This is a genomic window from Streptomyces sp. NBC_00846 (assembly GCF_045207325.1).
GTDB lineage: Bacteria > Actinomycetota > Actinomycetes > Streptomycetales > Streptomycetaceae > Streptomyces.
In genome coordinates, this window is record NZ_CP108846.1 from 6142394 (window position 1) to 6165465 (window position 23072).

Genomic DNA, 23072 nt, shown 5'->3' on the forward strand with positions numbered 1-23072 from the left:
CTGGTGTGCTCATGGTGCGGTTCATCCGTGCGCGGGGCCGGGGCCTATCGCATGCGGGTCTCCGCCTGCGTGAGGAAGGTGTCGAGCACGCCGTCGCCGACCTTGGGCTGGACGCTGCCCCAGGTGTTGCGCGGCGGGTCGACGCGCACGGCGCGTGCCTGTTCCCGCAGACGTTGTGATGCGGCGAGCTGTTGAGTGGCCGTGTCCTTGTCGCCCGCGCTCCAGGCGTCGAGTGCGTCCAGCATCGTCACGGTCGCGTCGCCCCACAGCCCGGTGGCGTCGAGCCAGGGCCCGGCGTCGGTGACGAATCCGGGCTGGACGGAGCCCTCGCGGATGACCGCGGGCGCGTTGCGGATCGCGGTGGCGTACGTGCGCAGTTCGCGCACGGCGTCGTCCCGGTCGCCGGTGTCCCAGGAGGCCCAGAAATCCGCTGTCCGGCGGGCGAGTTCGGGAGCCTGCGGCTGCCAGGGCGTGGCGCCGAAGGTGGGCGCCAGGTGCTCCAGGTCGCCGAACACCAGCAGGGCGTCGGTCGCCGCCCGGTCGCCGCCCGCGAGGTAGGCCATGGCGCGGCGCCAGTTGGCGCGTGCGTCGTACGCCGTGTCGTTCCAGGTGAAGTCGGCCGCGCCGAAGACGGCGACCTTGCTTGCGTACGGCTGGTTCATGGGGTTGGCCACGATGCCGGTGAGGTGCGCCGACAGTCCTGCCTCACGCTTGTCGTACGGCGCGAGGAGCAGCCGTCCACTGGTGTTCCCGTAGTCGTTGACGGGATAGTTGTCCCACACGAACACCTTGCGCCCGAACAGCTTCGCCGCCCCTTCGGCCTGCTGGTCGGTGATGCTGGGCGGCACGACGTCGGTACCGGTCCACATCACTTCGATCGCGGGGTCCAGCGTGGTGCGCAGGGTCTGCTTGTAGGCGGTGTCGGTCAGGTCGCCGTACTCGGTCGGCACCATCTGCAGCGGCTGCGCGCCCGGGTGGGTGGCGATGAAGGAGTGCTGTACGTCGTTGAGGAGGTCGGCCTGTGCCGTCGCGGCTGCCTGACGGCCCGGCTCGCCGAACGCCGCCTTGTCGCCGGCGCAGTTCCATCGGGTGTAGCTGATGTCGTCCAGCGGGATGGAGAACGCCCGCGTGCCCAGGTCGTACATCGCCTGGAGCTTGGCGGCGAGGTCCTTGCGATGGGCCGGGTCGGAGTAGCAGATCGACTCGCCCGGGGAGACCGCGAAGGTGAAGCGGACGTGGTTGGCGGTGGCGCGCCGAACCAACTCGCCCAGTTGGGCGAGCTTGTCGGCCGGGTAGGGGTCGCGCCACTTGCTGCGGTGGTACGGGTCGTCCTTGGGGGCGTAGACGTAGGTGTTGGCCTTCACATCGCCGTAGAAGTCCATCTGGTCCAGCCGTTCGGCGTGTGTCCACGGCTGTCCGTAGAAGCCCTCGATGGTGCCGCGCAGCGGCATCGAGGGGAAGTCGGTGGCCTGCGCGCCGGCCACCTTCCAGTCGTCACCGGCGCGTACGAACAGCTGGCGCAGTGTCTGCACGGCGTAGAACTGTCCGGTGGCGTCCGTGCCGCCGAGGGCGATCGCCGATCCGGGCCTGTGCGCCGAAACCCGCAGGGCGTAACCCTCGGCGTGGTCGGGAGCGGTCGTGGTGCCGAGTTCGCGGGCGACGTCCGGGCGGGCGGCGGGCCCGAGCCGCACGGTGAGCAGACCGGCGGCGGCCGGGGGCACGTTGCCGGGTGCGACGACGTCCACCCGCCCGGCGCCGTGCGCCTTGAGTTCCTCGACCAGGCGGCCGAGGGCCGCGGCGTCGGTCCGCTCGTCGGCCACGACGAGCACACGGCCCGTGACGACGGCGTCGGAGCCGGAGCGGCTGATGGACTGCGGGTTGGGTGAGACCGGCGGGAGGGCGGCAGAGCCGCCCGGGCCGGCCGCGCGGGCGGAGCTGGAGGGTGATGCCAGGCACAGTGCGGCGGTCGCCGCGGCCAGCAGGCAGGCGACCGATGTCACATTGCGACGTCTCACAGATTCTCCAAGTGGTCTAAACCAGCGAAGCGCTCAGGAGAATCCCGCAACCGGGCCGGACCGTCAAGGGCTTCCGTGCGATCCTGTTTGGTCTAGACGTTTAGTTGTGTTGGATGTCGAGCCATCGGAGAAGGGTGGGTGCCGCGTCCGGTACATCACCCGGACCCGGCCTCCGGGCGAACCTGGACGTCGATATCACGGTGTGAGACCGGAGGCAGGTCAACAGCCCAGCGGCTACGCGGACTTGGGGGATCGGAGCTCGGCGTTCCGTATCGCGGGGGCAGCGAAGCCGAGCAGCGCGGCGAGCAGGCAGATCACGCCGCATCCGGCGAAGAACACGTCCGCTCCCCAGAGGGCTACCGTGATGGCGGCGGCCGGGAAGAGCGCGGGCGCGAGGCCCAGCGTGCACAGGGTCGTGACCGAGGTGACCCGGCCGAGGTATCGCGGGTCGGTCTCCGTCTGGATCAGGGCACCGGTCACGGTCGTGGTGAAGCCGCTGGTCAGGCCGATCAAGGCCCCGAACATCACGGCGGCGGGAAGTGCGGGCGCATGACCCAGGCCGACGGCTCCCGCAGCGGTGACGAGCAACGCGCCGGACATCGCAGGCCCCGGACGCGGTATCCGGGCCGACACGGTGAGCAGCAACGCCGAGGCTGCGGCTCCGACGCTGAACGCGCTTGCGATCCATCCCATGCCCGAGGCGCCCCAGCCGCGTTCGTCCGCCAGGAGCACCAGGCCGGTGGCGACCGGACCGCTGAAGCACATCTCACTCAGCCCGATCACCGTGACCAGTGGTGCGAGCATCCGGCGGCGGCGGACGTACCGCAAGCCGTCACCCAACTCACTCCAGGCGGAGGCGTGCTGAGGGGTTCTTACCGAAGGAGCGATCCGTACGGTGAGCAGGGTGGCCAGCGAGAGGGCGAAGAGAACGCCTGCGGCTGTGAACGCGCCCGCCGCGCCGCCGATCACCAGGACGGCTCCCGCGATGACGGGGCCGACGGCATTGCTCAGCCGGATCGACAGTCCTCGCATTCCCTGGACCCGGGCGAGTTGATCGGGCGTCGTGATGTGCGGCGGGAGCGCGCCCACCGCCGGCATGAACACCGCGTCCACCGCGCCGAAGACCAACGCGACCGCGGCCAGCAGCCATACCCGCGGGGACGCGAACATCATGGCAGCGGCGGCGGCGAGGATCACCGCACAGCGAACCGCGTCGCCGGCGACAGCGACGCGGCGTGGCCCGAACCGGTCGGCCACCACGCCCCCGCCGAGCATGAGCACCGCCCGGGGAAGCGCCCCGGCCGCGACCACCAGGCCCACCTGCGAGGGACCGCCGGCGCGAGTGGCGGCCCAGGACAGGGCAAGGAAGTACACGACGTCGCCAGTGACCGAAGCCGTATAGGCGCTCAGCCAGCGCAGGACATTGACGTCCCGGTAGGCAGGCCGCGTGGACGCGGCCACGTCGTGCGCGCTCACGCGTCACCGGCCGGCGGCACGGCCGTCCCGGGCACCGGAAACGCCTGCACTTGCAGCGTCACCGGAGAGGAGCCCTCGGGCGCCTCACTCGCACTCTGGCGATATCGCGAGATCACCTCGAAGATCTCCGCCCGCATCCGGTCCACGTCGCCCGGAGTCAGATGCAGGAGGAAGTCGCTGTAGGTGGCGACGTCGAGCCACTCCCGCGGAAGCAGGGCCACCTCCTGCGCGGACCTGCGCAGCCGATCCGCGGCGGCAAGGGCCACTGCGTGGGTGTACCCGCGTCCGGCCTCGCGCTGCTCCGCGGACCCGGTCGCAGGATCGTGGACCGACTGGCGATGGGCGGACTTCCACCACCGTTCGCGGCCGGTGCCACGGTCCGGCTCCTCCACGATGAGCCCACCGGACGCGAGGCGACGCAGATGGTAGCTGGCCGCACCCGGATTGATGCCGAACTCGTCGGCGACCCGGGTGGCGGTGGACGGACCACGGTCGCGCAGCAGGCCGAGCACGCTCAGGCGCAACGGGTGAGCAAGTACGCGCAGGGCAGCGGTGTCGAGCTCGATGTCCCGCTCCGCGGACTCGACGGGTGCAGCAGCGGACTCGACGGGGGCAGCAGAGGAAGCGACCATGCGCCGAGGCTAGACCTGCAACAGTTGTTTCGAAAGAGATGTTGTGAAGTCGTCCTGGAGTGGCGAGACTTCGGGCCGGGCGTCCAACGCCGTGCGCCGGACGGATCCGGCCGGCACTACTGCCGCGAGATCTCGACCTCGGCACGGATCGCCCGCGTGATCGGGGTGACGTCAACCAGTCCACGATTCCGCTGACCGGTCCGCTCTCATGACGAGGAGCGGCCGGTGCCCTGTTCTGTGTGCTCCCCACGCTGCGCGACCGCGTTCGACCGTCGCCCCGACTGCTCACCTGCTCACCGCCGATCGATTGCTCACCGCCGATCGACGCGCCGCCGGAAATTCTCTGGCGTGGTGGCCGGGAAGGGCGGAGACTCGGCCTCATGGCTGACATGCGGTTGTTCCTGGAGGCGGTCACCGCGTGGGCGGCCGGCGGCCCCGGCGAACCGGCGCGTGAGCTGGCCGCGCGGCTGTCCGTCCGGAAGGCCGTCCTGCTGGAAGGCCCGAGCGATGTCGCGGCGGTCGGCGCGCTGGCCGCGAGCCGCGGGCGGAGCCTGGCGGACGAAGGCGTATGCGTCCTGCCGATGGGCGGTGCGATGAGCGTCGGGCGCTTCGCCCAACTCCTCGGCCCACCCGGCCTGGACCTCCGCCTCACGGGACTGTGCGACGAGGCGGAGCTTGGCTACTACGCCCGCGGCTGGGAGCGGGCCGGTGCGGCACCGCACGGGTTCTTCGTCTGCGCGGCGGACCTGGAGGACGAGCTCATCCGCGCGCTGGGCGTGACACGGGTGGAGGAGGTCGTCCGGGCGGAGGGCGACCTGCGCGCCCTGCAGACCTTCCTGCACCAGCCCGCACAGCGGGGCCGCACCTCGCAGCAGCAGTTGCGGCGCTTCCTCGGCACGAAGAAGGGGCGCAAGATCCGCTACGGCCGCCTTCTCGTCGAGGCACTCGACCCCGACCGCGTACCCGCCCCACTCGACGACCTCCTCGCCGGCCTCTGACCGCTGGGGCGACGCCCGATATGGGTCATCGACACCGGCATTCCCTTTGCGCAGACGTGCAAGGTGGCCGCGATTGTCGCGAGTTGGCCGGATTCTGCCACGGAACAGGCGGACGATCGGCCGTCGGACTCCACTGTCAGTGCCTCCCCCTAGGGTGAAACCATCACTCGGGGAGCCTCGGAAAGGGAGTGGAAGCGTGTCCACCAACAAGATCCAGCACAAGGTGAATCACGTCGCGCTGGTAGTGGACTGTTCGGGTTCCATGCATCCGCACCAGCATCAACTCATCCGCGTCGTGGACGAGTTCGTGGCAGGTCTGAAAACCGAGTCGGACAGCCTCGGCCATGAGACCCGGATCAGCCTCTACTCCTTCGACCACAAAGTGGAGAACCTGGTCTGGGACATGGACGTGAAGCATCTGCCGTCCATGCGGGGTCTGTACAAGGTCAACAATGGTGCTACGGCGCTCATCGAGGCCTCGCTGAAATCACTGGACGACCTGGACCATATCTGGGAGGAGTACGGCGAGCACAGTTTCCTTCAGATCGTGGTGACGGACGGCGAGGAGAACGCCTCCGGCGGCGACAGGCGACACGACGGCGACATGGCCATCCTCGGCCCCTGGCTCGACAAGATCGCGGCGAAGATGGGCGCGCTTCCGGGCCACTGGACTTCCGCGATCCTCGTTCCGAACTCCCTGGCGAAGCGAACCGCCCAGAACTACGGCTTCCCGGCCGGAAACATCGCCATCTGGGACGCGGATTCCAAAGAGGGTGTCGAGGAGGCGATCGGCACCGTGCGCGCCGCCGCCACCAGCTTCCTCCGGGGCCGCGAGCAGGGCGTGCGCGGTACGAAGAACCTGTTCGCCGTCGGCCAGGACATATCGGTCGACGAGGTGCGAGCGAACCTCGAACCGATCTCGGCGGACAGGTATCGACTCCTGAAGGTCGACAAGGAGGTCGAAATTCGATCCTTCGTCGATTCGCATCCGGGCGTGACGTACGAACGCGGTTCTTGTTACTACCAGTTGGGCACCCGGGTGCAGGTTCAGCCCGATAAAGAAGTCATTGTGGTCGAGAAGGACACCGACCGCGCCTATACGGGCGATGCGGCGCGCAGCCTTCTGTTCGGTACGGGCATCCAGGGGACCGTCTCCGTGAAAGCCGGGAACAATCCCAAGTTGGAGGTGTACGTGCAGAGCCGTTCGGTGAATAGAAAGCTCAAGCCGAAGACGCGTCTGCTCATCATGCTCTGAAATTCAAGAAAAAGGTGCAGAGCGGGTGGTCCAGGACCACCTTTAATATAAAGCGGCGGTTAATATATCACAGCGTCGCTTTTGTCAAATGCGCAGGTCGGGAAGGGCCCGACTCCTCGGAGTCGGGCGCTTGGCTTGTTCCCGTGCTGGGATGGTGCTGGGGTGCGGTGAGACTCTCCTGCTGACTCCACGGCGTCGACCTCGGCCTGGGCGCAGCCGTGAACCGGGTCTGCCGCGATCTGCCGTACCCGAACCCCACCCATGCCGCACCGGCGCCCCGGACCCCGGCCGGCGCCGGAAGTCGTCCGTTCGGTGGCGGGGCTGCTGCTGTGCCGGCCGCTCGTCCTGCCCGGCGCCGTGATCACGGTGTCCCGGGCCTGGTCCTCACCTTCAACGTCGGAGGCGTCGTACGCCGCGACCTGAGCGTGCCCTGCGCGTTGTTTCGGCGAACCGGACGAAGAGCCGTTCATGACGCACCTGATACGCAACGCCGCCCTGACGGCGACGAGTTCGGCGGCCCTCGTGCTGCGCCTGCTGGGACCTGCGCCGCCGTGGGGGTAGACCGGGGCGGCGCTCGCCTTCCTGGTGGGCACCCTCTTCGTCGCGCGGTCCGACGTCTTCCCGCCGGGTGGCGGCGTCTCCTGGCCTCGGTGTTTCGGTCAAGTGGCGTCCGGATCTTGGACAGGGATGCGAAATGCCTTTGAAATGGGACGATATGGCTTGTCGAAGGACCCCGAGAGCGACCTGATCCGCGTGGACCGGGAGCCGGTGGCCGGGCAGGTGCCCTTCCTCGGCTCTATCAAAAGCCGTCCGGGTCCGCCTTCTGGCGAACTTCACAGCGGGGTGCGGGATGAATGTGCACTGCGAAGAGTATTCGGGCCGCTGCTGTGTGAAATCACGGACGGCGTCGTCCAGGCAGATCAACAGCTCTCCACGGCCGGGCAAGGAGGGCCGGACTGGCTCGGTACGCTATGATCCGATCACCGTCCCACCTGGCGCTGGCAGGCTCCGTAGCCGTCGCGCAAGCCTCATAGAAGGCACGACGGTTCACAAACGGAAGGACGACGATGGCGGGTTGCTCAATAGCGGCGATTTCCTGGGAGCGTGTGCACCTTGCTCTTGTTGTGACGGTTTCGGACTTCACTGGAGATCCTAGTACTCTCCGGTTCCTGATTGTTGACAACGAGCGCGAATTCCCGGTGAACTCTCGGCAGATCGACGCCGGACAGCACCGCTTGGAGATCAACGTCACCAACTTTCAGGACCGGCGCCAGGTGCCCAACGGCACGTGGCGGATCGTCCCGGTGGCCGGTGATGAGCGACTGCCCGCCGCCACCTTCGACCTCAAGGACGCGGACCGGCTCGACGTCGACTCCCGCTCCTTCCTCTACGACCGCAACCGCTCCGTTTACGTGATCGCGTTCGGGATCTCGGACGACGACGAGAACCCCGAGTTCCTCATGCGGACGTACCAGTTGTTCCGCGGCGCGGGGCCGAGCAAGAACGCGGTGAAGAAGCCGCTCGGCAAGCGAATATCACTGAAGGTGCTGCCGCGGGCCCGGCGCCGCAAGATGGCCAACCGCTTCTACTGGGCCGCGCGCCGCCTGAATCCGCCGCGCGGTAACCGGATTCTGTTCGCCTCCGAAATGCGCACCGGCCTCGGCGGCAACCTGGCGCGTGTCCACGACCGGATGATCGAGCGAGGCCTCGACAAGAAGTACACGTTCCGCCGCTCGTTCCGGGTACCCGCCACGGCGAACAAGTGGAGCACGCTTCGTCTCATCTACCTGCTCGCGACGTCGGACACCGTGCTGATGGACGACTACTTCGGGCTTCTCGGAAACCTGAGCATTTCGCCCGAGACCAAGATCATCCAGCTCTGGCACGCCGGAAGCGGCTTCAAGGCGGTCGGCTACAGCCGGTTCGGAAAGTACGGTTCGCCGAAGCTGTCCAACGCCCACCGCAAGTACACCCACGTCATCACCGGGTCCAAGCATCTTGTGCCGGTGTACGCCGAGGCGTTCGGCATCGAGGAGTCGGCGGTCGTACCGACCGGCCTGCCCCGCATCGATACGTTCCTCGACAAGGAGCGTTCCCAGAAGGTCACTGACGACTTCTTTGCCTCGTACCCGCAACTCCAGGGCAAGAAGATCGTGCTGTTCGCGCCGACCTTCCGCGGGAAGAGCATAGGAGACGCGCACTACGACTACGACCGCATCGACTTCGGGAAGCTCCACGAGGTCTGCGGCGACAAGTACGTCGTGCTCTTCCGGATGCACCACTTCATCGCGGAGCCCCCGCCGATCCCCGCCGAGTACGCGGACCGGCTGATGAACTTCGCGTCGTTCCCCGACACCAACGATCTGCTGCATGTGACCGACGTGCTCGTCACCGACTACTCGTCGATCATCTACGAGTACACGCTGCTCGACAAGCCGATCCTGTTCTACGCGTACGACAAGGACACGTATTCGGTGATCCGCGGATTCCACCGCGATTACGACACTGTCGCCCCCGGCAAGATCTGCGTGACCTTCGACGAGCTGCTCAAGGCTCTGCAGGACGAGGACTTCGACATCTCGAAGGTCGAGGAGTTCCGGCGGGAGAACTTCGACTACGTCGACACCAACTCGGCGGACCGCGTGATCGACTGGCTGGTGGTCGGAGATCACGGTGGCAGGGATACGGGCGGCCGGCACCAGTGGCTCGGTCCCGTCCCGGATGACACGACGGTGGGCGACCAGCCGCTCAGCGACCAGTCAGAGGAATAAATTATGAACGTTGCGTTGCTTTTCGCCGGCGGCATCGGGTCGAGGATGAACACCCGCGCCCTCCCGAAGCAGTTCCTGGAGGTCCAGGGCAAGCCGATCATCATCCACACCCTTGAGCACTTCGAGGCGCATCCCGAGATAGACAGCATCGCCATCGCGATACTCGCCGAGTACCGCGAGCACATGGTGAAGCTGCTGAAGCGATACGAGATCCAGAAAGTCAAGTGGATCATCGACGGCGGCCGGACCGGTCAGGAGTCGCGGCACAAAGCCCTCGAGACGGTCGCCGCGGACTGCCCCGATGACACCGTCGTGCTGATCCACGACGGCGTGCGGCCGTTGATCGACGCCAAGTTGATCAGCGCCAACATCGAGTCGGTCCTGGAGCACGGCTCGGCCATCACCTGCACCAAGTTCAACGAGACCGTGGTGTCGAGTGAGTACGAGCACATCGACGACGTGATCCCGCGCGACCACATATACGCTGCCCAGGCCCCGCAGAGCTTCCGGCTCGGCGAGATCCTCTCGCTGTACGACCGGGCGGTCGCGGAGGACGAGCACGACACCATCGACTCGTGCTCCCTCATGCACCGGTACGGTCGCAAGCTCTACCGCGTGGTCGGCCCCCGCTCGAACATCAAGATCACGACGGCCGAGGACTTCTACCTGTGCCGGACGTTCTTCGAGATCCGTGAGAACCAGCAGATCGTAGGTACGTGATTCCAGTGACCACTGTCTCCAGCCCGGTCGTGGCGCACGACCTCGATGAGATCCTTGACCGTGACCTGCCGTGGAGTGAGCTTTCCGGCCGCACCGTACTGGTCACCGGCGCGAGCGGCATGTTGCCGTCGTACGTCGTCTACACCCTGCTCGCACTGAACGACCGGCACGGCGCGGGCATCACCGTGCACGGTCTGGTGCGGAACGAGGAGAAGGCCAGACGGCTGCTCGCGGACGTGATCGACCGCCCGGACTTCCACCTCGTCGTCCAGGACGTGGCGACTCCGCTCGAACTGTCCGGCCCCGTCGACTACGTGATCCACGGGGCGAGCGCCGCACGGCCCGCCCTGCACGGCAGCCAGCCGGTCATGACGATCAAGGCGAACCTGCTGGGCACCTTCAATCTGCTCGACCTCTGTGTGGCGAAGGCCAGCCGCGGGTTCCTGCTGATGTCCTCGGCGGAGGTCTACGGTGCCCAGCCCCCGGAGACCGAGCTCATCGACGAGCAGAGTTATGGCGGCTTCGACATCCTCAACCCGCGGGCCTGCTACGCCGAGGGAAAGCGCGCCGCGGAGACGATCTGCGCGACCTACCAGGCGCAGTACGGCATCGACAGCCGCGTCGTCAGGTTCGGTCACGTCTACGGGCCGGGGATGGCGCTCGACGACGGCCGGGTGCAGGCCGACTTCGCGGCGAACGTGGTGGCCGGCAAGGACATCGTGCTCAACAGCGACGGTTCCGGCGTACGGACCTACACTTACGTGGCCGACGCCATCGCGGGGCTGTTCTATGCGCTGCTCTGCGGTGACCAGGTGGCCTACAACGTCGCGGACCCGTCCGGTCTGGTCTCGATCCGGCGGCTGGCGGAGCTGTTCACCGAGGTGCGCCCGGAGCGCGGGCAGCAGCTCCGGTTCACCAATGAGTCCGACGCGCGCTCCTACAGCCTGACGAAGAAGCAGGGTCTGGACAGCGCCCGGCTTGCAGCACTCGGCTGGAGCCCGGTGGTCGATCTGCCGACCGGGCTGAACCGCATGGTGACCCATCTGGAGTCGAACGCCCCGGGCGTTTAGCGAATCCCGCGTCGGCGCGCCACCGACACGGATCTACGGAAATCGCCAGGACGCACATTGCCTCGGGCGCGGACGAAAGTCCGCGCCCGAGGCAATGTGCGTGATGTCACTGAATCGCCGAACGTGGGCGCTTCAGGAGGATCGGAGCTTCCTGGCCAGCCGCCGCACCGAGGCCGGAAGGAACCGGCCCCGCCGCTGCTGCTGCCGCACCACCGGTTTCTCCGAAGCCGCGTTGTCCTCGGTGGGATTCCAGTACTGCGGGGATTTCTCGCCCTTGCGCGGATACAGCTCATTCGGGCGGCGAGGAACGACCTCGGGACGCTCCCAGGCGATGTTCCGCCGCACCACCCGCGCCGGTGCTCCCACCGCGATGCAGTTGTTGGGAATGTTCGACGTGACGATGCTGCGGAAGCCGATCACCGAGCCGTTGCCGATGGTGACGCCGCCCATCACGACCGCGTGCTTCGCGATCCAGACGTGCTCGCCCACGACGATCGACTGGGACGGGTTCACGCGCTTCTCGGTGCGCACGTCGAAGATCGGGTGGGTGTCGTCGCCGCGCACCTCGATGTTCTTGGCGAACATCACGTCGGCGCCGATCGTCACCGACACGCCTTCGACGGCGGAGATGAAGGCGCGGCCGGCGCAGCCCACGTTCTCGCCGATCCGGATCCGGGACTCGTGCCCGCAGCGCAGTTCGAAGCGGAGACCTGCGCGCTTCTTCGTGGTCTGCTCGATCTCGATCTGACCGTTGTCTCCCGAGAAGGTGACGAGCAGGTCCTTGATGTCTGCCTTGGGGCTGATGACGAGTCTGTTGTTCGACCCCTTGAACCGGATATCGATCTTGGTCTCAAGGACCTCGCCGTCGTAGACGATCTCGTTTCCTTGATCGTCCTTGTAGCGCTCCAGCTTATGCAGTTGCAACATCGTGATCTGAGGGGTGCCCTTGACCGGGTCAGGGCTGGACCTGCCCCTCGTACCTCCGTTCGGGCCTGCGATTTTGGCTCAAGTTATCAGATGAATCTGTTGCTGAACCCGGCCGTGATCAAACCGATCGCGGCCGCAACACCGGCTGCCGGATCGAGAGCTTCGGCGCCGCGCAGTTCGCGTTCACCGTAGTCCGGAGCGGGAACCCGTCCACGATCGAGCGCATCGAGCAGAGGGTGCACCGGCACATTCTTTCGCACCTCGGATCACAGCCGCTGAACGGCGTCGGCACGGAAACCGTGAAGCTGAGATGCGTGCCGCGCACGCCTACTTCACCCAACGGACGAAGGATGTCTGAGAGGAGCGCCCCGGAGCCGGACTGGAACTGGCACGGGGCGCTCGATCAGGCCTGGCCGGCGTACGAGACGAAGCTCGCCCACGACGCGGGCGAGAGGGCGAGCTGAGGCCCCTGCTCGACCTTCGAGTCCCGGACGTGGACCGTCACGGGGGCCGTCGCCACCTCGACACAGCTGTCGCCCGAACTGCCGCTGTAACTGCTTTTGAACCAGACCAGTTCTGTGTTGTTCATGTTGCTCCTCGGATCTGCCGCAACAGGCTCAGGGAGTCCTCCAACGAGAGAGCCTGTGATCGCATCCTGGCATACCGCATCTGGAGCATGCTGACCACTTTGAGGTCGGAGATGAACTGGCCGCTTTCCTGCCCCTCGCAGTAGCCGAACCATCTGTTGTCCGGCCAACAGCTGCATGGGGCCGTCGATCCCCGCGTGGCTGCCGCGCGCCTGCGGCATGACCTGGACCTCGATGTTCCGGAACCTCGCAAGTTTGAGGACGTGGTCGATGAGCTCAGCCGAGGCCTCCGGCCCACCCGTCCCTCGCAGGAATACGTGCTCCTCGACGATGAAGCTGTAGGCCGTGTTGGGGCGCTCAGTAAGTATCCGCTGCCGATCCGTACGCGCTGACAGCCGGGCTTCGATCTGGTCGTCCCCCAGCGGCGGAAGTCGCTCCGAGAACAGGCTTCGCGCGTACGCCTCCGTTTGTAAAAGCCCTGGAATCAACCGGCACTCGTATGTATAGAGGGCGACGGCCTCCGCTTCCAACTGGGCCCACTGCCGGAACCAACTAGCCAGCCCCGGCCGCCGCGACAGATGCCGCGCCGCACCCCGCAGCGCCCCGAACGCGTCCAGCACCTCCTCCGCCCGGTGCACGAAGTCCGTCGGCGGAAAGCGTCGCCCCTGCTCGATCGAGGCGACGGTCGGCACCGAGTACCGCACCCGGGGCGCGAACTGCTCCTGCGTCAGCCGCGCCCGCTTCCGGAACGCCTTCACGACCTCCCCGAACGCCTTGAGGCTGTCCGAACTCTCCGGTTCCGCCCCGCCGTTGCCCGCCGTACCCCCGCAAGCTCCACCCGAACCCACCACTGCTTCGTCCAACCCACCCACCTCCACGTACCGTCCCGCCGACCCACCCATGGTCACGCTTCACCCTGGACGCGGTCCACTCTCCGCACTCGTACGCTGACTCAGCGTACGGATTCCTGATCTGCCCCATGGGCCTATGCCGGATCGGGTGGTCGGTGAACAGGTTCGCTGGAAGATGTGCCTCCTGCTCGGTGCGGGTGCCGGCCGGGGGTGTCCTTCTCCACCGTGGTCTCTCCAGTGCCCAGGGGGTCCGGTGCGCGACCCGTGGCCGTCTCGATGCGCTCGCTGAAGGCGGCGACCTCGACCCTGGCCGTGTCGAGCCGCCTCCGGTCGTGCCGCCGGGCAGTGTGGGTGCTGTCTCCCTGCGGGTCCTGACCCTGACGCGGCAGTGCTGGGTGTGCGCGAGAGGCGCTGCGTGTCTCTCGGTGCGCCGAGGGTCCGGCCTCTGCAACTGGTCCGGGATCAGGAGGGAATCGGTGCGGTACGGATTGAGGTGCTCACCCGCCTGCGCCGCTGCGCGATCAAGCGTGGGGGCACGGTGCTGACGGAGAGGGAAAGTCCGTCCCCCGTCAAGCGCAACGTCTCCGACCTCTTCGGCGGCCTGGCCGTCACCACCAGCGCCACCGGCGACGCGGTCCTCCAACTGTCCAACCTGCACGGTGACATCTCCGTCCAGCTGGATCTGGAGACCGCCACCGCCGGAGTCCAGCGTTACGACGAGTACGGCACCCCGCTGGACGCCACTGCCGCCGCAGCGGAGTACGGATCCCTGGGCTCCTACCAGCGCGCCACCGACGGCCTGGCCGGATACACCCTGATGGGTGTCCGCGTCTACGACCCGACCACCGGCCGCTTCCTCCAGGCCGACCCGGTCTACGGCGGCAACGCCAACGCCTACGTTTACCCCGCCGATCCGGTCACGCAGCTGGACACCAGCGGGAGCCGACTGAACTATCGCGATCAGCAAAAGGCGACAAAGAACTACACGCTGTATCTCGGGCGATCCTGCACCGGGCATTCCAAGTGCAGTCTCACCTGGCGCCTGAAGCTGAAGAGTATATGGAAGAAGTACGGCTCCGTGAAACTGGTGTTCAGCATCACCATTCCGGGGAAGCGGATTGTGTCGAATCAGAGCTACGGTCACGCGGAGGCAGGGGATTACTTCTTCCACGCCTCCTGGGGGGTTCCGAACGGGAGAGGCAGATCGGAGTCCGAGCGAGGAAAGTACAGCGTCCTCGGGTTCACGAGATGGTTCGACTGGACGGACAATGTTGAATGGTCTGGCACCGTCACTGTCCAGAACATTTGCGTGAGAAACCCGAGGCTGAGCGTTTGGGCCCTGTTTACCTGAGGATCTCCGGATCGATCCAGGTGAACACGTGAAACAGCATATCGCCGGAAGGGATCCTTCCGGCGATATGCTGTTTTGTGGGGCGAACTTTCAGCAGGTGAATCCAATCGGAAGGCTGGCGAGGGTGTCGAATTTTCTGGACTGGCGGGACAGGATGCTGCAAGCAGTCTGGCGGCAGGGGGAGTCCATGCCGGAGGAGGTGCTGGCGTGGATGTCCGAGGTGCATGATGAATTCGGAGAAATTTCCGGAGAAGAATTCTGTGAACTCTGGACCACGCGAACCTTTTCCATGGCGAGATCGGCCTTCGAAGTGATCCAGAAGTCCGTACTCGACGAAACAGGGAAAAGGGTTGTCGGGGAGGAGTTCAGCTACGTCAACTATTTTCGCGACCCGGAATTTGGGCCGGTCGGCGTGGTTCGCTTCAAGTCCGCAGAAGTCTCGACACCGGATTGGGCGGAAGTCCTTGGTGTCGTGGCGGAAGGGGTGCAGGAATTTGTTATGGATTATTATGTCACGGTCTGGCCCGTCTGTGGCCGCCACTCCTTCGGTCTGCACGTGGATTATTTCCGTGAGACTGCAGTTTGGAAATGTAATGGAGGGCCTGCAGGTGGTCATGTGGTAAGGGCGCTTGATTCTTCGATCCGGCTGTAGATCGTGGCGGATGACGGTGTGAGAGGGCGGCACGTGAGTTGACATATGTTTTGCCCTTCGCCCTCGACGCAGCCGTCCTCTGTGAAACCGACATGGAGCTGTAACGGGAGTGAGTCTTCTTGAGCCCGGATCCACCGGCTTGATGTCTGTGGGCAGTTTCTCGGGGAACGAAGAAGTGCCTTGTGACCTGCGATGATGGGGTTTCTCTAGGACCACATCAGGCACGATCAGCAAGGCACTTCCGAGATGCAATCTTCCCATGCCGCAGTGGCGGTCTCATCCGCGTTCGACGACCCGAACCTGATCGCGTACTGCGGCCTGGAGCCGGTGGTGCGGTTGGCCGAGCGGTGCGGTCTGCCCGCGCTGGTCGGGGAGCACATCCGACTGCCGGCCTCGAAGGACGGCACCGGCGCCTTCCCCGCCGCAAAAGTGATGTCGCTGGTGGGCGGCATGGTCGCGGGCGCCGACAGCATCGATGACATGGACCGGCTGCGGCACGGCGCGATGGGCCGCCTGTTCTCCGGTGTGCGGGCCCCGTCCACGCTGGGGTCGTTTCTGCGTTCCTTCACGCACGGGCATGTGAAGCAACTGCACGCTGTGGCCCGCCGGTTCCTGCCCGCGCTGGCCCGTCATACCCCGCTGCTGCCCGGCGCGGACCAGGTCTCCTACGTGGACATCGATGACACCATCCGCCGCACCTACGGCTACGCCAAGCAGGGCGCCGGTTATGGATACAGCAAGGTCAAGGGCCTGAACGCGCTGCTCGGCATCGTCTCCACACCCCTGGCCGCCCCGGTGATCGCCGCCACCAGGCTGCGCAAAGGACCATCGAACTCCGCGCGCGGGGCGGCAGCGTTCGTCGCCGAGACCATCCGCACCGCCCGCGCCTGCGGCGCCAGTGGCCTCATGGTGATGCGCGCGGACTCAGCGTTCTACGGCGCCGACGTCGTCAGCTCCTGCCGGGCGCTCGGCGCGCGGTTCTCCATCACCGTGCGGATGAACGCCTCCGTCAAGGCCGCCATCGGCCGCATCGATGAGGACGCCTGGACGCCGATCCAGTACCTCAAGGCGGTCTGGGACGAGGAGGGCCAGTGCTGGATCTCCGACGCCGAGATAGCCGAGACCGGCTACACCGCCTTCACTTCCAAGCCGAAGAAGCAGCAGGTCACCTCCCGTCTGATCGTGCGCCGCGTCAAACGCCTGACCACCGATGCCGTCCCCGCCGGACAGGGCACGCTGTTCGACACCTGGCGCTACCACGCCGCGTTCACCGACTCCCCGCTCTCCTTGAACGATGCCGAGCGTGATCACCGACGGCACGCTGTCGTCGAGCAGGTGATCGCGGATGTCAAGAACAGCGCCTTCGCCCACGCGCCGTCCGGGCATTTCCAGGCCAATGCCGCATGGCTCGCCCTGGCAGCCCTGGCGCACAACCTGACCCGCGCCGCCGGCGCCCTGGCCGGAACGTTCCATGCCAGAGCGACCACCGCCACCATCCGTGACCACCTGATCAACGTGCCCGCCCGCCTGGCCCGCTCGGCCCGCCGCCTCACCCTGCACCTGCCCGAACGCTGGCCCTGGAGCACGGACTTCACCCAGCTCTTCAGCCTCGTGCACGCACCACCAGCCCTATGACACTCCCTGACCGACCTGCCCGAAAGGGCCCGAGACCTGCGGAAAAGTGGAAAGGCTGGGCAGACCAGCGGCCACCCTACGCCCGAATTCGCAACTCAGCCCCGACACGTCCTGCACGACCCCGAACCGATCACACCACAATCAAGCCGGTGGATCCGGGATGAGCGGTCCGAGGCGATCATCAAGCGGATCTGGCGCGAGAGTGGCTGGAGTTCCCACCGCTACGACGTATACCTCCGGTGGATGTATGCCGCCAACGTGGGTGCTCCCGCGAGGTGGGCGCAGGCTCAGCCCGTCACGGCGCCCGTCTACGACAGAGGACCCGCGCCCGCGTGGTGCGGGTCCTCTTCTGCGTGGCGAGGTGGTCAGCCGGAGGACTCGGATGCGCGGCCGGACCCCAGGCTGCGTCGCGAGGCCGGAGACGTCGGGCAGATGGCGGTTCACCTCGTCGACCAGACGCGGTCGGCGTGACACGACCGACATCGGACGTTGCGAGGCCACTTCGGCGACAACCCTCCGTGAAGACTGACGGTTATTCAGGCTTCTCTGACGTACCGTCACCCATTCGAGATCATCTTGCACGTGCGTTGCACAAGGTGCTGAAAAACAACAGTGATCAGTGGAGGGCTGTGAAGGTAGGTATCCGCAGGTCAGCTGGCATGTTGAGGTGTCGCGCCCCTTGCCCCCAAGGGGCGCAACACCGCGCCGGTCAGATGTCCCGGAAGATCTCGATCTGCGCGCCCACGGAGTTGAGCCGCTCCGCCAGCTCCTCGTAACCGCGGTTGATGACGTACACGTTGCGCAGTACGGACGTGCCCTCCGCCGCCATCATGGCGAGCAGCACCACCACGGCGGGCCGCAGCGCGGGCGGGCACATCATCTCGGCGGCGCGCCAGCGGGTCGGGCCCTCGACGAGTACCCGGTGCGGGTCCAGGAGCTGCAGCCTGCCGCCGAGGCGGTTCAGGTCGGTGAGGTAGATGGCCCGGTTGTCGTAGACCCAGTCGTGGATGAGGGTCTGGCCCTGGGCCGAGGCGGCGATGGCCGCGAAGAAGGGCACATTGTCGATGTTGAGCCCGGGGAACGGCATGGGGTGGACCTTGTCGATCGGCGCCTCCAGTTTGGAGGGGCGGACCGTGAGGTCGACCAGCCTGGTACGGCCGTTGTCGGCGGCGTACTCCGTCGTACGGTCGCAGTCGACGCCCATCTCTTCGAGTACCGCGAGCTCGATCTCCAGGAACTCGATCGGCACCCGGCGGATCGTCAGCTCGGACTCCGTCACCACGGCGGCGGCGAGCAGACTCATCGCCTCGACCGGGTCTTCGGAGGGGGAGTAGTCGACGTCCACATCTATGTGCGGAGCGCCGTGCACGGTCAGTGTCGTCGTGCCGATGCCGTCCACGCGTATGCCCAGTGCCTCCAGGAAGAAGCAGAGGTCCTGGACCATGTAGTTGGAGGAGGCGTTACGGATGACGGTCGTGCCGTCGTGCCGGGCGGCGGCCAGCAGTGCGTTCTCGGTCACGGTGTCACCGCGCTCGGTGAGCACGATGGGACGGTCGGGCGTGACCGAGTGGTCTATTTGCGCGTGGTAGAGCCCCTCGGTCGCGGCGATCTCCAGCCCGAACCGGCGCAGCGCGATCATGTGCGGCTCGATGGTCCGCGTGCCGAGGTCGCAGCCGCCCGCGTACGGAAGTTTGAACGCGTCCATCCGGTGCAGCAGCGGGCCGAGGAACATGATGATGGAACGGGTCCGGCGGGCGGCGTCCGCGTCGATGGCGTCCATGTCGAGCCGGGCGGGCGGGACGATCTCCAGATCGATCCCCTCGTTGATCCACCGGGTCCGCACGCCGATGGAGTTCAGCACCTCCAGGAGGCGGTAGACCTCCTCGATGCGGGCCACGCGGCGCAGCACCGTACGGCCCCTGTTGAGCAGTGAGGCGCAGAGCAGCGCCACGCACGCGTTCTTGCTCGTCTTGACGTCGATGGAGCCCGAGAGCCGGCGCCCACCGACCACCCGCAGGTGCATCGGCCCGGCGTAGCCGAGCGAAACGATCTCGCTGTCGAGTGCTTCACCGATGCGCGCGATCATCTCAAGGCTGATGTTCTGGTTACCGCGCTCGATGCGATTGACGGCGCTCTGACTGGTGGCGAGCGCCTCGGCGAGCTGGCTCTGTGTCCAGCCACGATGCTGACGTGCGTCACGGATGAGCTTGCCGATGCGTACGAGGTAGTCGTCTGACATGACGAAAGGCTATCTCAGATATGAGATGAGCCCTGGGGTGGGTGCTCCGTTCGGGTGACGGCCGTGTGCAGGCACGGCTGTTGTCCGGCCGCGATCGCGTGACGAGCGGTGCGGGTCACGGATGCGCCGTGCGTTCCATGGTGCACCGGGCTCGTCGGGAAGGCGCGCGGTGTACGTCCGTCCGGGGTGGACGTACACCGGCCTCGGCCCGGCCCGCAGGTCAGTCCTCGAAGCCGTCCTCGGCCAGGATCGCGTCGATGCGCTCGCGATGGGCCTTCTCCCAAGCGTCAAGGGTTTCCCCGGCCTCCTTGGCCAACTTCTTCCGGGCATCGCGCAGTACGTCCTCCCGGCGGGCGCGGGGTGTGACCACGACGCCCTCTTCGTCGGCCACCACGATGTCGCCGGGGGCGACGGCCACCCCACCGCACCGCACCGGGGCATTGAGCGGCCCGACGGCCTTCTTGGTGCCCGGGATGGGGATGACTCCCCTGGCGAAGACGGGGAAACCCATCTCGCGCACCTCGGCGAGGTCGCGGATCACTCCGTCGGTCACGAACGCCGCGATCCCGCGGCGCTGGGCGACGGCACAGACGTTTCCTCCGGCGAGCGCGTAGTCCACGTCCCCCGCCTCCACGACGATGACCGAGCCGGGTTCCGCGCGGTGGATGGCCGCGTGCAGCATCAGGTTGTCGCCCGGAGGACAGCGCACGGTGAAGGCCGGTCCGGCGACTCGTGGGACCGACGGCCACAGAGGCCGGATGCCGATGTCCATGACCTGTTCGCGGCCCAGGAGATCGGCGAGGGTGGTCGGCGGGATGTCCTTGAACTTGGTGGCGTCGTTCATGTTCCTCCTTCGTCCGGGCACCCGACCCACCGCAGGCGGCGCGTTCCCCGCGTCCACGGTGCAACCGCTGTGTGTCCGGCGGACGATGGGAGGAGTGCGGCGGCGAGACTACCGAACTGCCGCGGGGGAGTCCCACTTGCACAAGGAGCCTCCATGACCGACCGTGCCCACACCGTGCTGGCAGGCCTCGACGGCGTCGGCTCCGATCTGGAGGGCATCTACAAGGACCTGCACAGACACCCCGAACTCGGCTTGCGGGAGCACCGCACGGCCAAGAAGGCGGCCGACGCCCTGCGGAACTTCGGCTACGAAGTCACCGAAAGCATCGGCGGAACCGGGGTGATCGGCACCCTGGTCAACGGCGAGGGCCCGGTCGTCATGGCCCGCGCCGACATGGACGCCCTCCCGGTACGCGAACAGACCGGCCTGCCCTACGCCTCCACGGCCACGGTGACCGGCGATGACGGCACCGAGCAGCCCGTGATGCACGCCTGCGGACACGATGTGCACGTGACCTGTCTGATCGGCTGCGCACGGCTGATGGCCCGGGCCAAGGACGCCTGGCGAGGCACCTTCGTGGCCCTCTTCCAGCCCTCGGAGGAGAACGGCGACGGCGCCGAAGCCATGATCGACGACGGTTTGACGTCGAAGGCCCCCCGACCCGATGTGGTACTCGCCCAACACGTCCTGCCCTATCCGGCCGGCTATGTCGGCACTCGCTCCGGGTCGTTCCTGTCGGCCGCCGACAGCCTGCGCATCACCGTGTACGGCCGGGGCGCGCACGGCTCCATGCCCCAGGCCGCGATCGACCCCGTGGTGATGGCCGCGATGATCGTTGTACGCCTGCAGACCATTGTCTCCCGGGAACTGGCCGCCAGCACCCCGGCCGTCGTCACCGTGGGCAGCATCCATGCCGGCACCGGCCCCAACGTCATCCCCGACCGCGCGGTCATCCAGCTCAACGTCCGTACGTACGACGACGCCTCGCGCACGCACGTCCTGAACGCGATCGAGCGGATCGTCGAGGCCGAGAGCCAGGCATCCCGATCGCCGAGGCCACCCGAGATCGAGAAGACCGTCACCTTCCCGCCCACGGTCAATGACGAGGCGCCGACCCGGCGCGTCGCCGAGGCGTTCGCCGCCCACTTCGGCGACGCCGCGCACACCATCGACCTGCAGACCGCCAGCGAGGACATGAGCGAGATCCCCAAGGCGTTCGGAGCGCCATTCACCTACTGGGGCATCGGGGGCATCGACCCCGGCCTGTATGCCGAGGCCGCCAGGAACGGGACCGTCGCCCAGGACATCCCGGTGAACCACAGCCCCGCCTTCGCCCCGGTCGTCCAGCCGACCCTGAACACCGGTGTCGGTGCGCTGACGGTCGCCGCCCTCGCGTGGCTCGGCAGGTGACCCGGTGGCCGGCGCGCCGCCGCGAAAGGCGGTCGGCCAGGGTGTCCGTTGACAGCGAAGTTAGTCCGGTGCGATGCCCTGACCTTGGGCGACTAGGTTCGATGGCAAACGATCGCTCTCGGTGGGTGCCTCTCGTGTTCCGTCTCAAGCGATCTGGTCCGAAGTCGCGGCTGTGGCGTGGGGCGACCAGAACGGTTGAGACACCTGGGTGGCCGAAAAAATCTCAGTTGATCTGGAACCTGGCGTCTGAATAGGGTGAGCAATAGTCGCTGAGTTCCCGGCCTCGTCCACGACCGACCGGCGTTCTTGAGAGTGCCTGTACCAGGACCTGTTACCTCGTCCGGGTGACCGGAGCCCGTTCTGACCCAACCTCGCCCTGAGTACGCGAGCCTCATTGCTGTCGGTATTCCTTCAGTCTGGGTGAAGTCGAGGAGGCGTGGGTTGGCTCTGGCCGTCGTACGCGACCTGCGCGAGTACCGGGCCCCGGTGAGCGAGGAAGAACTCGCCCAGTTCGAGACCGACGTGCTGGCCGGGTTCGTACTCGCCCGGGCTTCGGCCGGACTGGTCGACAGCACCATCCGCAACGACACCAACCACCTGGAGCTGATCCGGGACTGGTTCGGCCGCCCGCTATGGGAGATGCAGCCGCCTGACGCCGACGTCTACTTCGGCAAGGTGCTCCGCGACGCCAAGCCCTCAACCCGGACCGGCCGGGCGGGGGCATTGGCGGTGTTCTTCCAGTTCCTTGAACTGCGGCACAAGGTCGAACTGCACAACCTCACCGGCCGTGTCATCGAGTGCCCGCTGGACGAGATGAACCGACCACGGGCCTCGGTGGAACCGCAGCTGCGCATCCCGCCCAGCGAAGCCGAGATCGAGAAGCTGTTCGCCGGATGGCGCGAGGAACTCATCTCCTGCCGCAAGTTCGGCCCGGCCGCACGCAACTATGCCGTTGCCCGGCTGGCGGCCGACGTGGGGCTGCGGGTCAACGAGCATGACCTCTGGCCAGTCGGCGAGCCGGAACAGGTCCACGATGCGGCTGGCTCCGTTGCTGAGCAGGACGGCACCGGTCAGCCCGGAGGTCGGACAGCTTCCGGTGATCGCCTCGTCTGCCGCCCGCGGGTCGTCCTTGGCCACCCAGAAGCCGCCCGGCTGGTTCCGGTTGGCGCGCAGGTCTCGGAGGACTCGGTGGTATTCTTCGCTACTCTCCGCGGCGGCCTCTAGCGCGGACCGGTACGACCCACTGATGATCACCTCCCGGGGATCGGACACGACGAGCGGCGCACTGTCTGCTCTGTCGAGCACGAGGACCGAGTCACCGAGCACCAGGTGCTCGATGAGGCCGTCGGACAGACGCAGGATGGCTATGGTCGCCGACGGACTGATGGGGTCGGCGACGTCGCAGGTGTCCCGGTGATCGTCCGTCACCTGCTCGATGGCCTCGGCGAGCAGCGCCGAAAGGCTGCGGTCCCGCACGAGTGACAAGAGACCGAGGAGGCTGCCTCCCAGTCGGCTGGCGTACCAGGCCACGCCGTGCCGGCAGATCGATTCGGTGCCGGAGATGCCGGCGCCGTCGATCAGCACCGCTGCCGTCGGTACGGCGCCAGTGAAGTCCTCGTTCACGTGGCCAGTCCGCGCC

At 66.9% G+C, this 23072-nt stretch carries 18 protein-coding genes and 1 pseudogene; 9 read left to right on the forward strand and 10 right to left on the reverse strand.

Features of this window, described 5'->3' with window-relative positions; translation table 11 throughout:
* Nucleotides 1-44 precede the first annotated feature (44 nt).
* The 3 genes from OG936_RS28270 to OG936_RS28280 form a co-directional block, all read right to left on the reverse strand.
* Complete coding sequence (locus tag OG936_RS28270) at nucleotides 45-2015, reverse strand: beta-N-acetylhexosaminidase family protein (protein WP_406498450.1); 1971 nt, start codon at nucleotides 2013-2015, stop codon at nucleotides 45-47.
* A gap of 234 nt (nucleotides 2016-2249) precedes the next feature.
* Nucleotides 2250-3491, reverse strand: a complete 1242-nt coding sequence (locus OG936_RS28275; RefSeq protein WP_406498452.1) for an MFS transporter — start codon at nucleotides 3489-3491, stop codon at nucleotides 2250-2252.
* Nucleotides 3488-4123 carry an ArsR/SmtB family transcription factor gene (locus OG936_RS28280; protein WP_406498454.1) on the reverse strand — a complete coding sequence of 212 codons (636 nt, stop codon included), beginning with the start codon at nucleotides 4121-4123 and terminating at the stop codon, nucleotides 3488-3490. The genes OG936_RS28275 and OG936_RS28280 overlap by 4 nt, the downstream gene beginning before the upstream one ends.
* Before the next feature lie 380 nt (nucleotides 4124-4503).
* On the opposite strand from OG936_RS28280, the gene OG936_RS28285 reads away from it, so the two are divergent.
* The 5 genes from OG936_RS28285 (at nucleotide 4504) to OG936_RS28305 (ending at nucleotide 10937) form a co-directional block, all read left to right on the forward strand.
* Complete coding sequence (locus OG936_RS28285; RefSeq protein WP_406498456.1) at nucleotides 4504-5121, forward strand: TOPRIM nucleotidyl transferase/hydrolase domain-containing protein; 618 nt, start codon at nucleotides 4504-4506, stop codon at nucleotides 5119-5121.
* A 196-nt stretch (nucleotides 5122-5317) separates the two neighbouring features.
* Nucleotides 5318-6376 (forward strand): VWA domain-containing protein, encoded by a 1059-nt coding sequence (locus tag OG936_RS28290; RefSeq protein ID WP_406498458.1) that lies wholly within the window; start codon nucleotides 5318-5320, stop codon nucleotides 6374-6376.
* A 1199-nt stretch (nucleotides 6377-7575) separates the two neighbouring features.
* Nucleotides 7576-9147, forward strand: coding sequence for a CDP-glycerol glycerophosphotransferase family protein (locus OG936_RS28295; RefSeq protein WP_406498460.1), 1572 nt, complete (start codon nucleotides 7576-7578; stop codon nucleotides 9145-9147).
* A 3-nt stretch (nucleotides 9148-9150) separates the two neighbouring features.
* Nucleotides 9151-9867 carry a 2-C-methyl-D-erythritol 4-phosphate cytidylyltransferase gene (locus tag OG936_RS28300; RefSeq protein WP_383760582.1) on the forward strand — a complete coding sequence of 239 codons (717 nt, stop codon included), beginning with the start codon at nucleotides 9151-9153 and terminating at the stop codon, nucleotides 9865-9867.
* A 5-nt stretch (nucleotides 9868-9872) separates the two neighbouring features.
* Complete coding sequence (locus OG936_RS28305; RefSeq protein WP_406498462.1) at nucleotides 9873-10937, forward strand: NAD-dependent epimerase/dehydratase family protein; 1065 nt, start codon at nucleotides 9873-9875, stop codon at nucleotides 10935-10937.
* Nucleotides 10938-11069: 132 nt separating this feature from the next.
* Here the strand turns inward: OG936_RS28305 and OG936_RS28310 are convergent, their stop codons facing one another.
* The 4 genes and pseudogenes from OG936_RS28310 to OG936_RS28325 form a co-directional block, all read right to left on the reverse strand.
* Nucleotides 11070-11864 carry an acyltransferase gene (locus OG936_RS28310; protein ID WP_406498464.1) on the reverse strand — a complete coding sequence of 265 codons (795 nt, stop codon included), beginning with the start codon at nucleotides 11862-11864 and terminating at the stop codon, nucleotides 11070-11072.
* A gap of 86 nt (nucleotides 11865-11950) precedes the next feature.
* Nucleotides 11951-12112, reverse strand: a complete 162-nt coding sequence (locus tag OG936_RS28315; RefSeq protein ID WP_406498466.1) for a hypothetical protein — start codon at nucleotides 12110-12112, stop codon at nucleotides 11951-11953.
* A gap of 155 nt (nucleotides 12113-12267) precedes the next feature.
* On the reverse strand, nucleotides 12268-12453 hold the full coding sequence (locus tag OG936_RS28320; RefSeq protein WP_406498468.1) for a DUF397 domain-containing protein: 186 nt from the start codon (nucleotides 12451-12453) through the stop codon (nucleotides 12268-12270).
* Nucleotides 12450-13353: pseudogene (locus tag OG936_RS28325) on the reverse strand (Scr1 family TA system antitoxin-like transcriptional regulator). Before OG936_RS28325 ends, OG936_RS28320 begins: the two are co-directional and overlap by 4 nt.
* 364 nt (nucleotides 13354-13717) lie before the next feature.
* Here OG936_RS28325 and OG936_RS28330 point away from each other — a divergent pair.
* From OG936_RS28330 to OG936_RS28340, 3 genes are all read left to right on the forward strand, one after another.
* Nucleotides 13718-14653, forward strand: coding sequence for an RHS repeat-associated core domain-containing protein (locus OG936_RS28330; RefSeq protein ID WP_406498470.1), 936 nt, complete (start codon nucleotides 13718-13720; stop codon nucleotides 14651-14653).
* Nucleotides 14654-14681: 28 nt separating this feature from the next.
* Complete coding sequence (locus OG936_RS28335) at nucleotides 14682-15305, forward strand: hypothetical protein (RefSeq protein ID WP_406498472.1); 624 nt, start codon at nucleotides 14682-14684, stop codon at nucleotides 15303-15305.
* A gap of 246 nt (nucleotides 15306-15551) precedes the next feature.
* Nucleotides 15552-16940 (forward strand): IS1380 family transposase, encoded by a 1389-nt coding sequence (locus OG936_RS28340; RefSeq protein WP_406498474.1) that lies wholly within the window; start codon nucleotides 15552-15554, stop codon nucleotides 16938-16940.
* 709 nt (nucleotides 16941-17649) lie between these two features.
* Here the strand turns inward: OG936_RS28340 and OG936_RS28345 are convergent.
* Nucleotides 17650-19179 (reverse strand): UDP-N-acetylglucosamine 1-carboxyvinyltransferase, encoded by a 1530-nt coding sequence (locus tag OG936_RS28345; RefSeq protein ID WP_266749339.1) that lies wholly within the window; start codon nucleotides 19177-19179, stop codon nucleotides 17650-17652.
* A gap of 220 nt (nucleotides 19180-19399) precedes the next feature.
* Complete coding sequence (locus OG936_RS28350; RefSeq protein WP_406498475.1) at nucleotides 19400-20023, reverse strand: RraA family protein; 624 nt, start codon at nucleotides 20021-20023, stop codon at nucleotides 19400-19402.
* 153 nt (nucleotides 20024-20176) lie between these two features.
* On the opposite strand from OG936_RS28350, the gene OG936_RS28355 reads away from it, so the two are divergent.
* The gene (locus OG936_RS28355; protein WP_406498477.1) at nucleotides 20177-21433 is read left to right on the forward strand and encodes a M20 family metallopeptidase; all 1257 of its coding nucleotides are present in this window, start codon (nucleotides 20177-20179) and stop codon (nucleotides 21431-21433) included.
* 696 nt (nucleotides 21434-22129) lie between these two features.
* Here OG936_RS28355 and OG936_RS28360 read toward each other — a convergent pair.
* Entirely contained in the window at nucleotides 22130-23017 is an 888-nt protein-coding gene (locus OG936_RS28360; protein ID WP_406498479.1) for a hypothetical protein, read from the reverse strand.
* Nucleotides 23018-23072 lie beyond the last annotated feature (55 nt).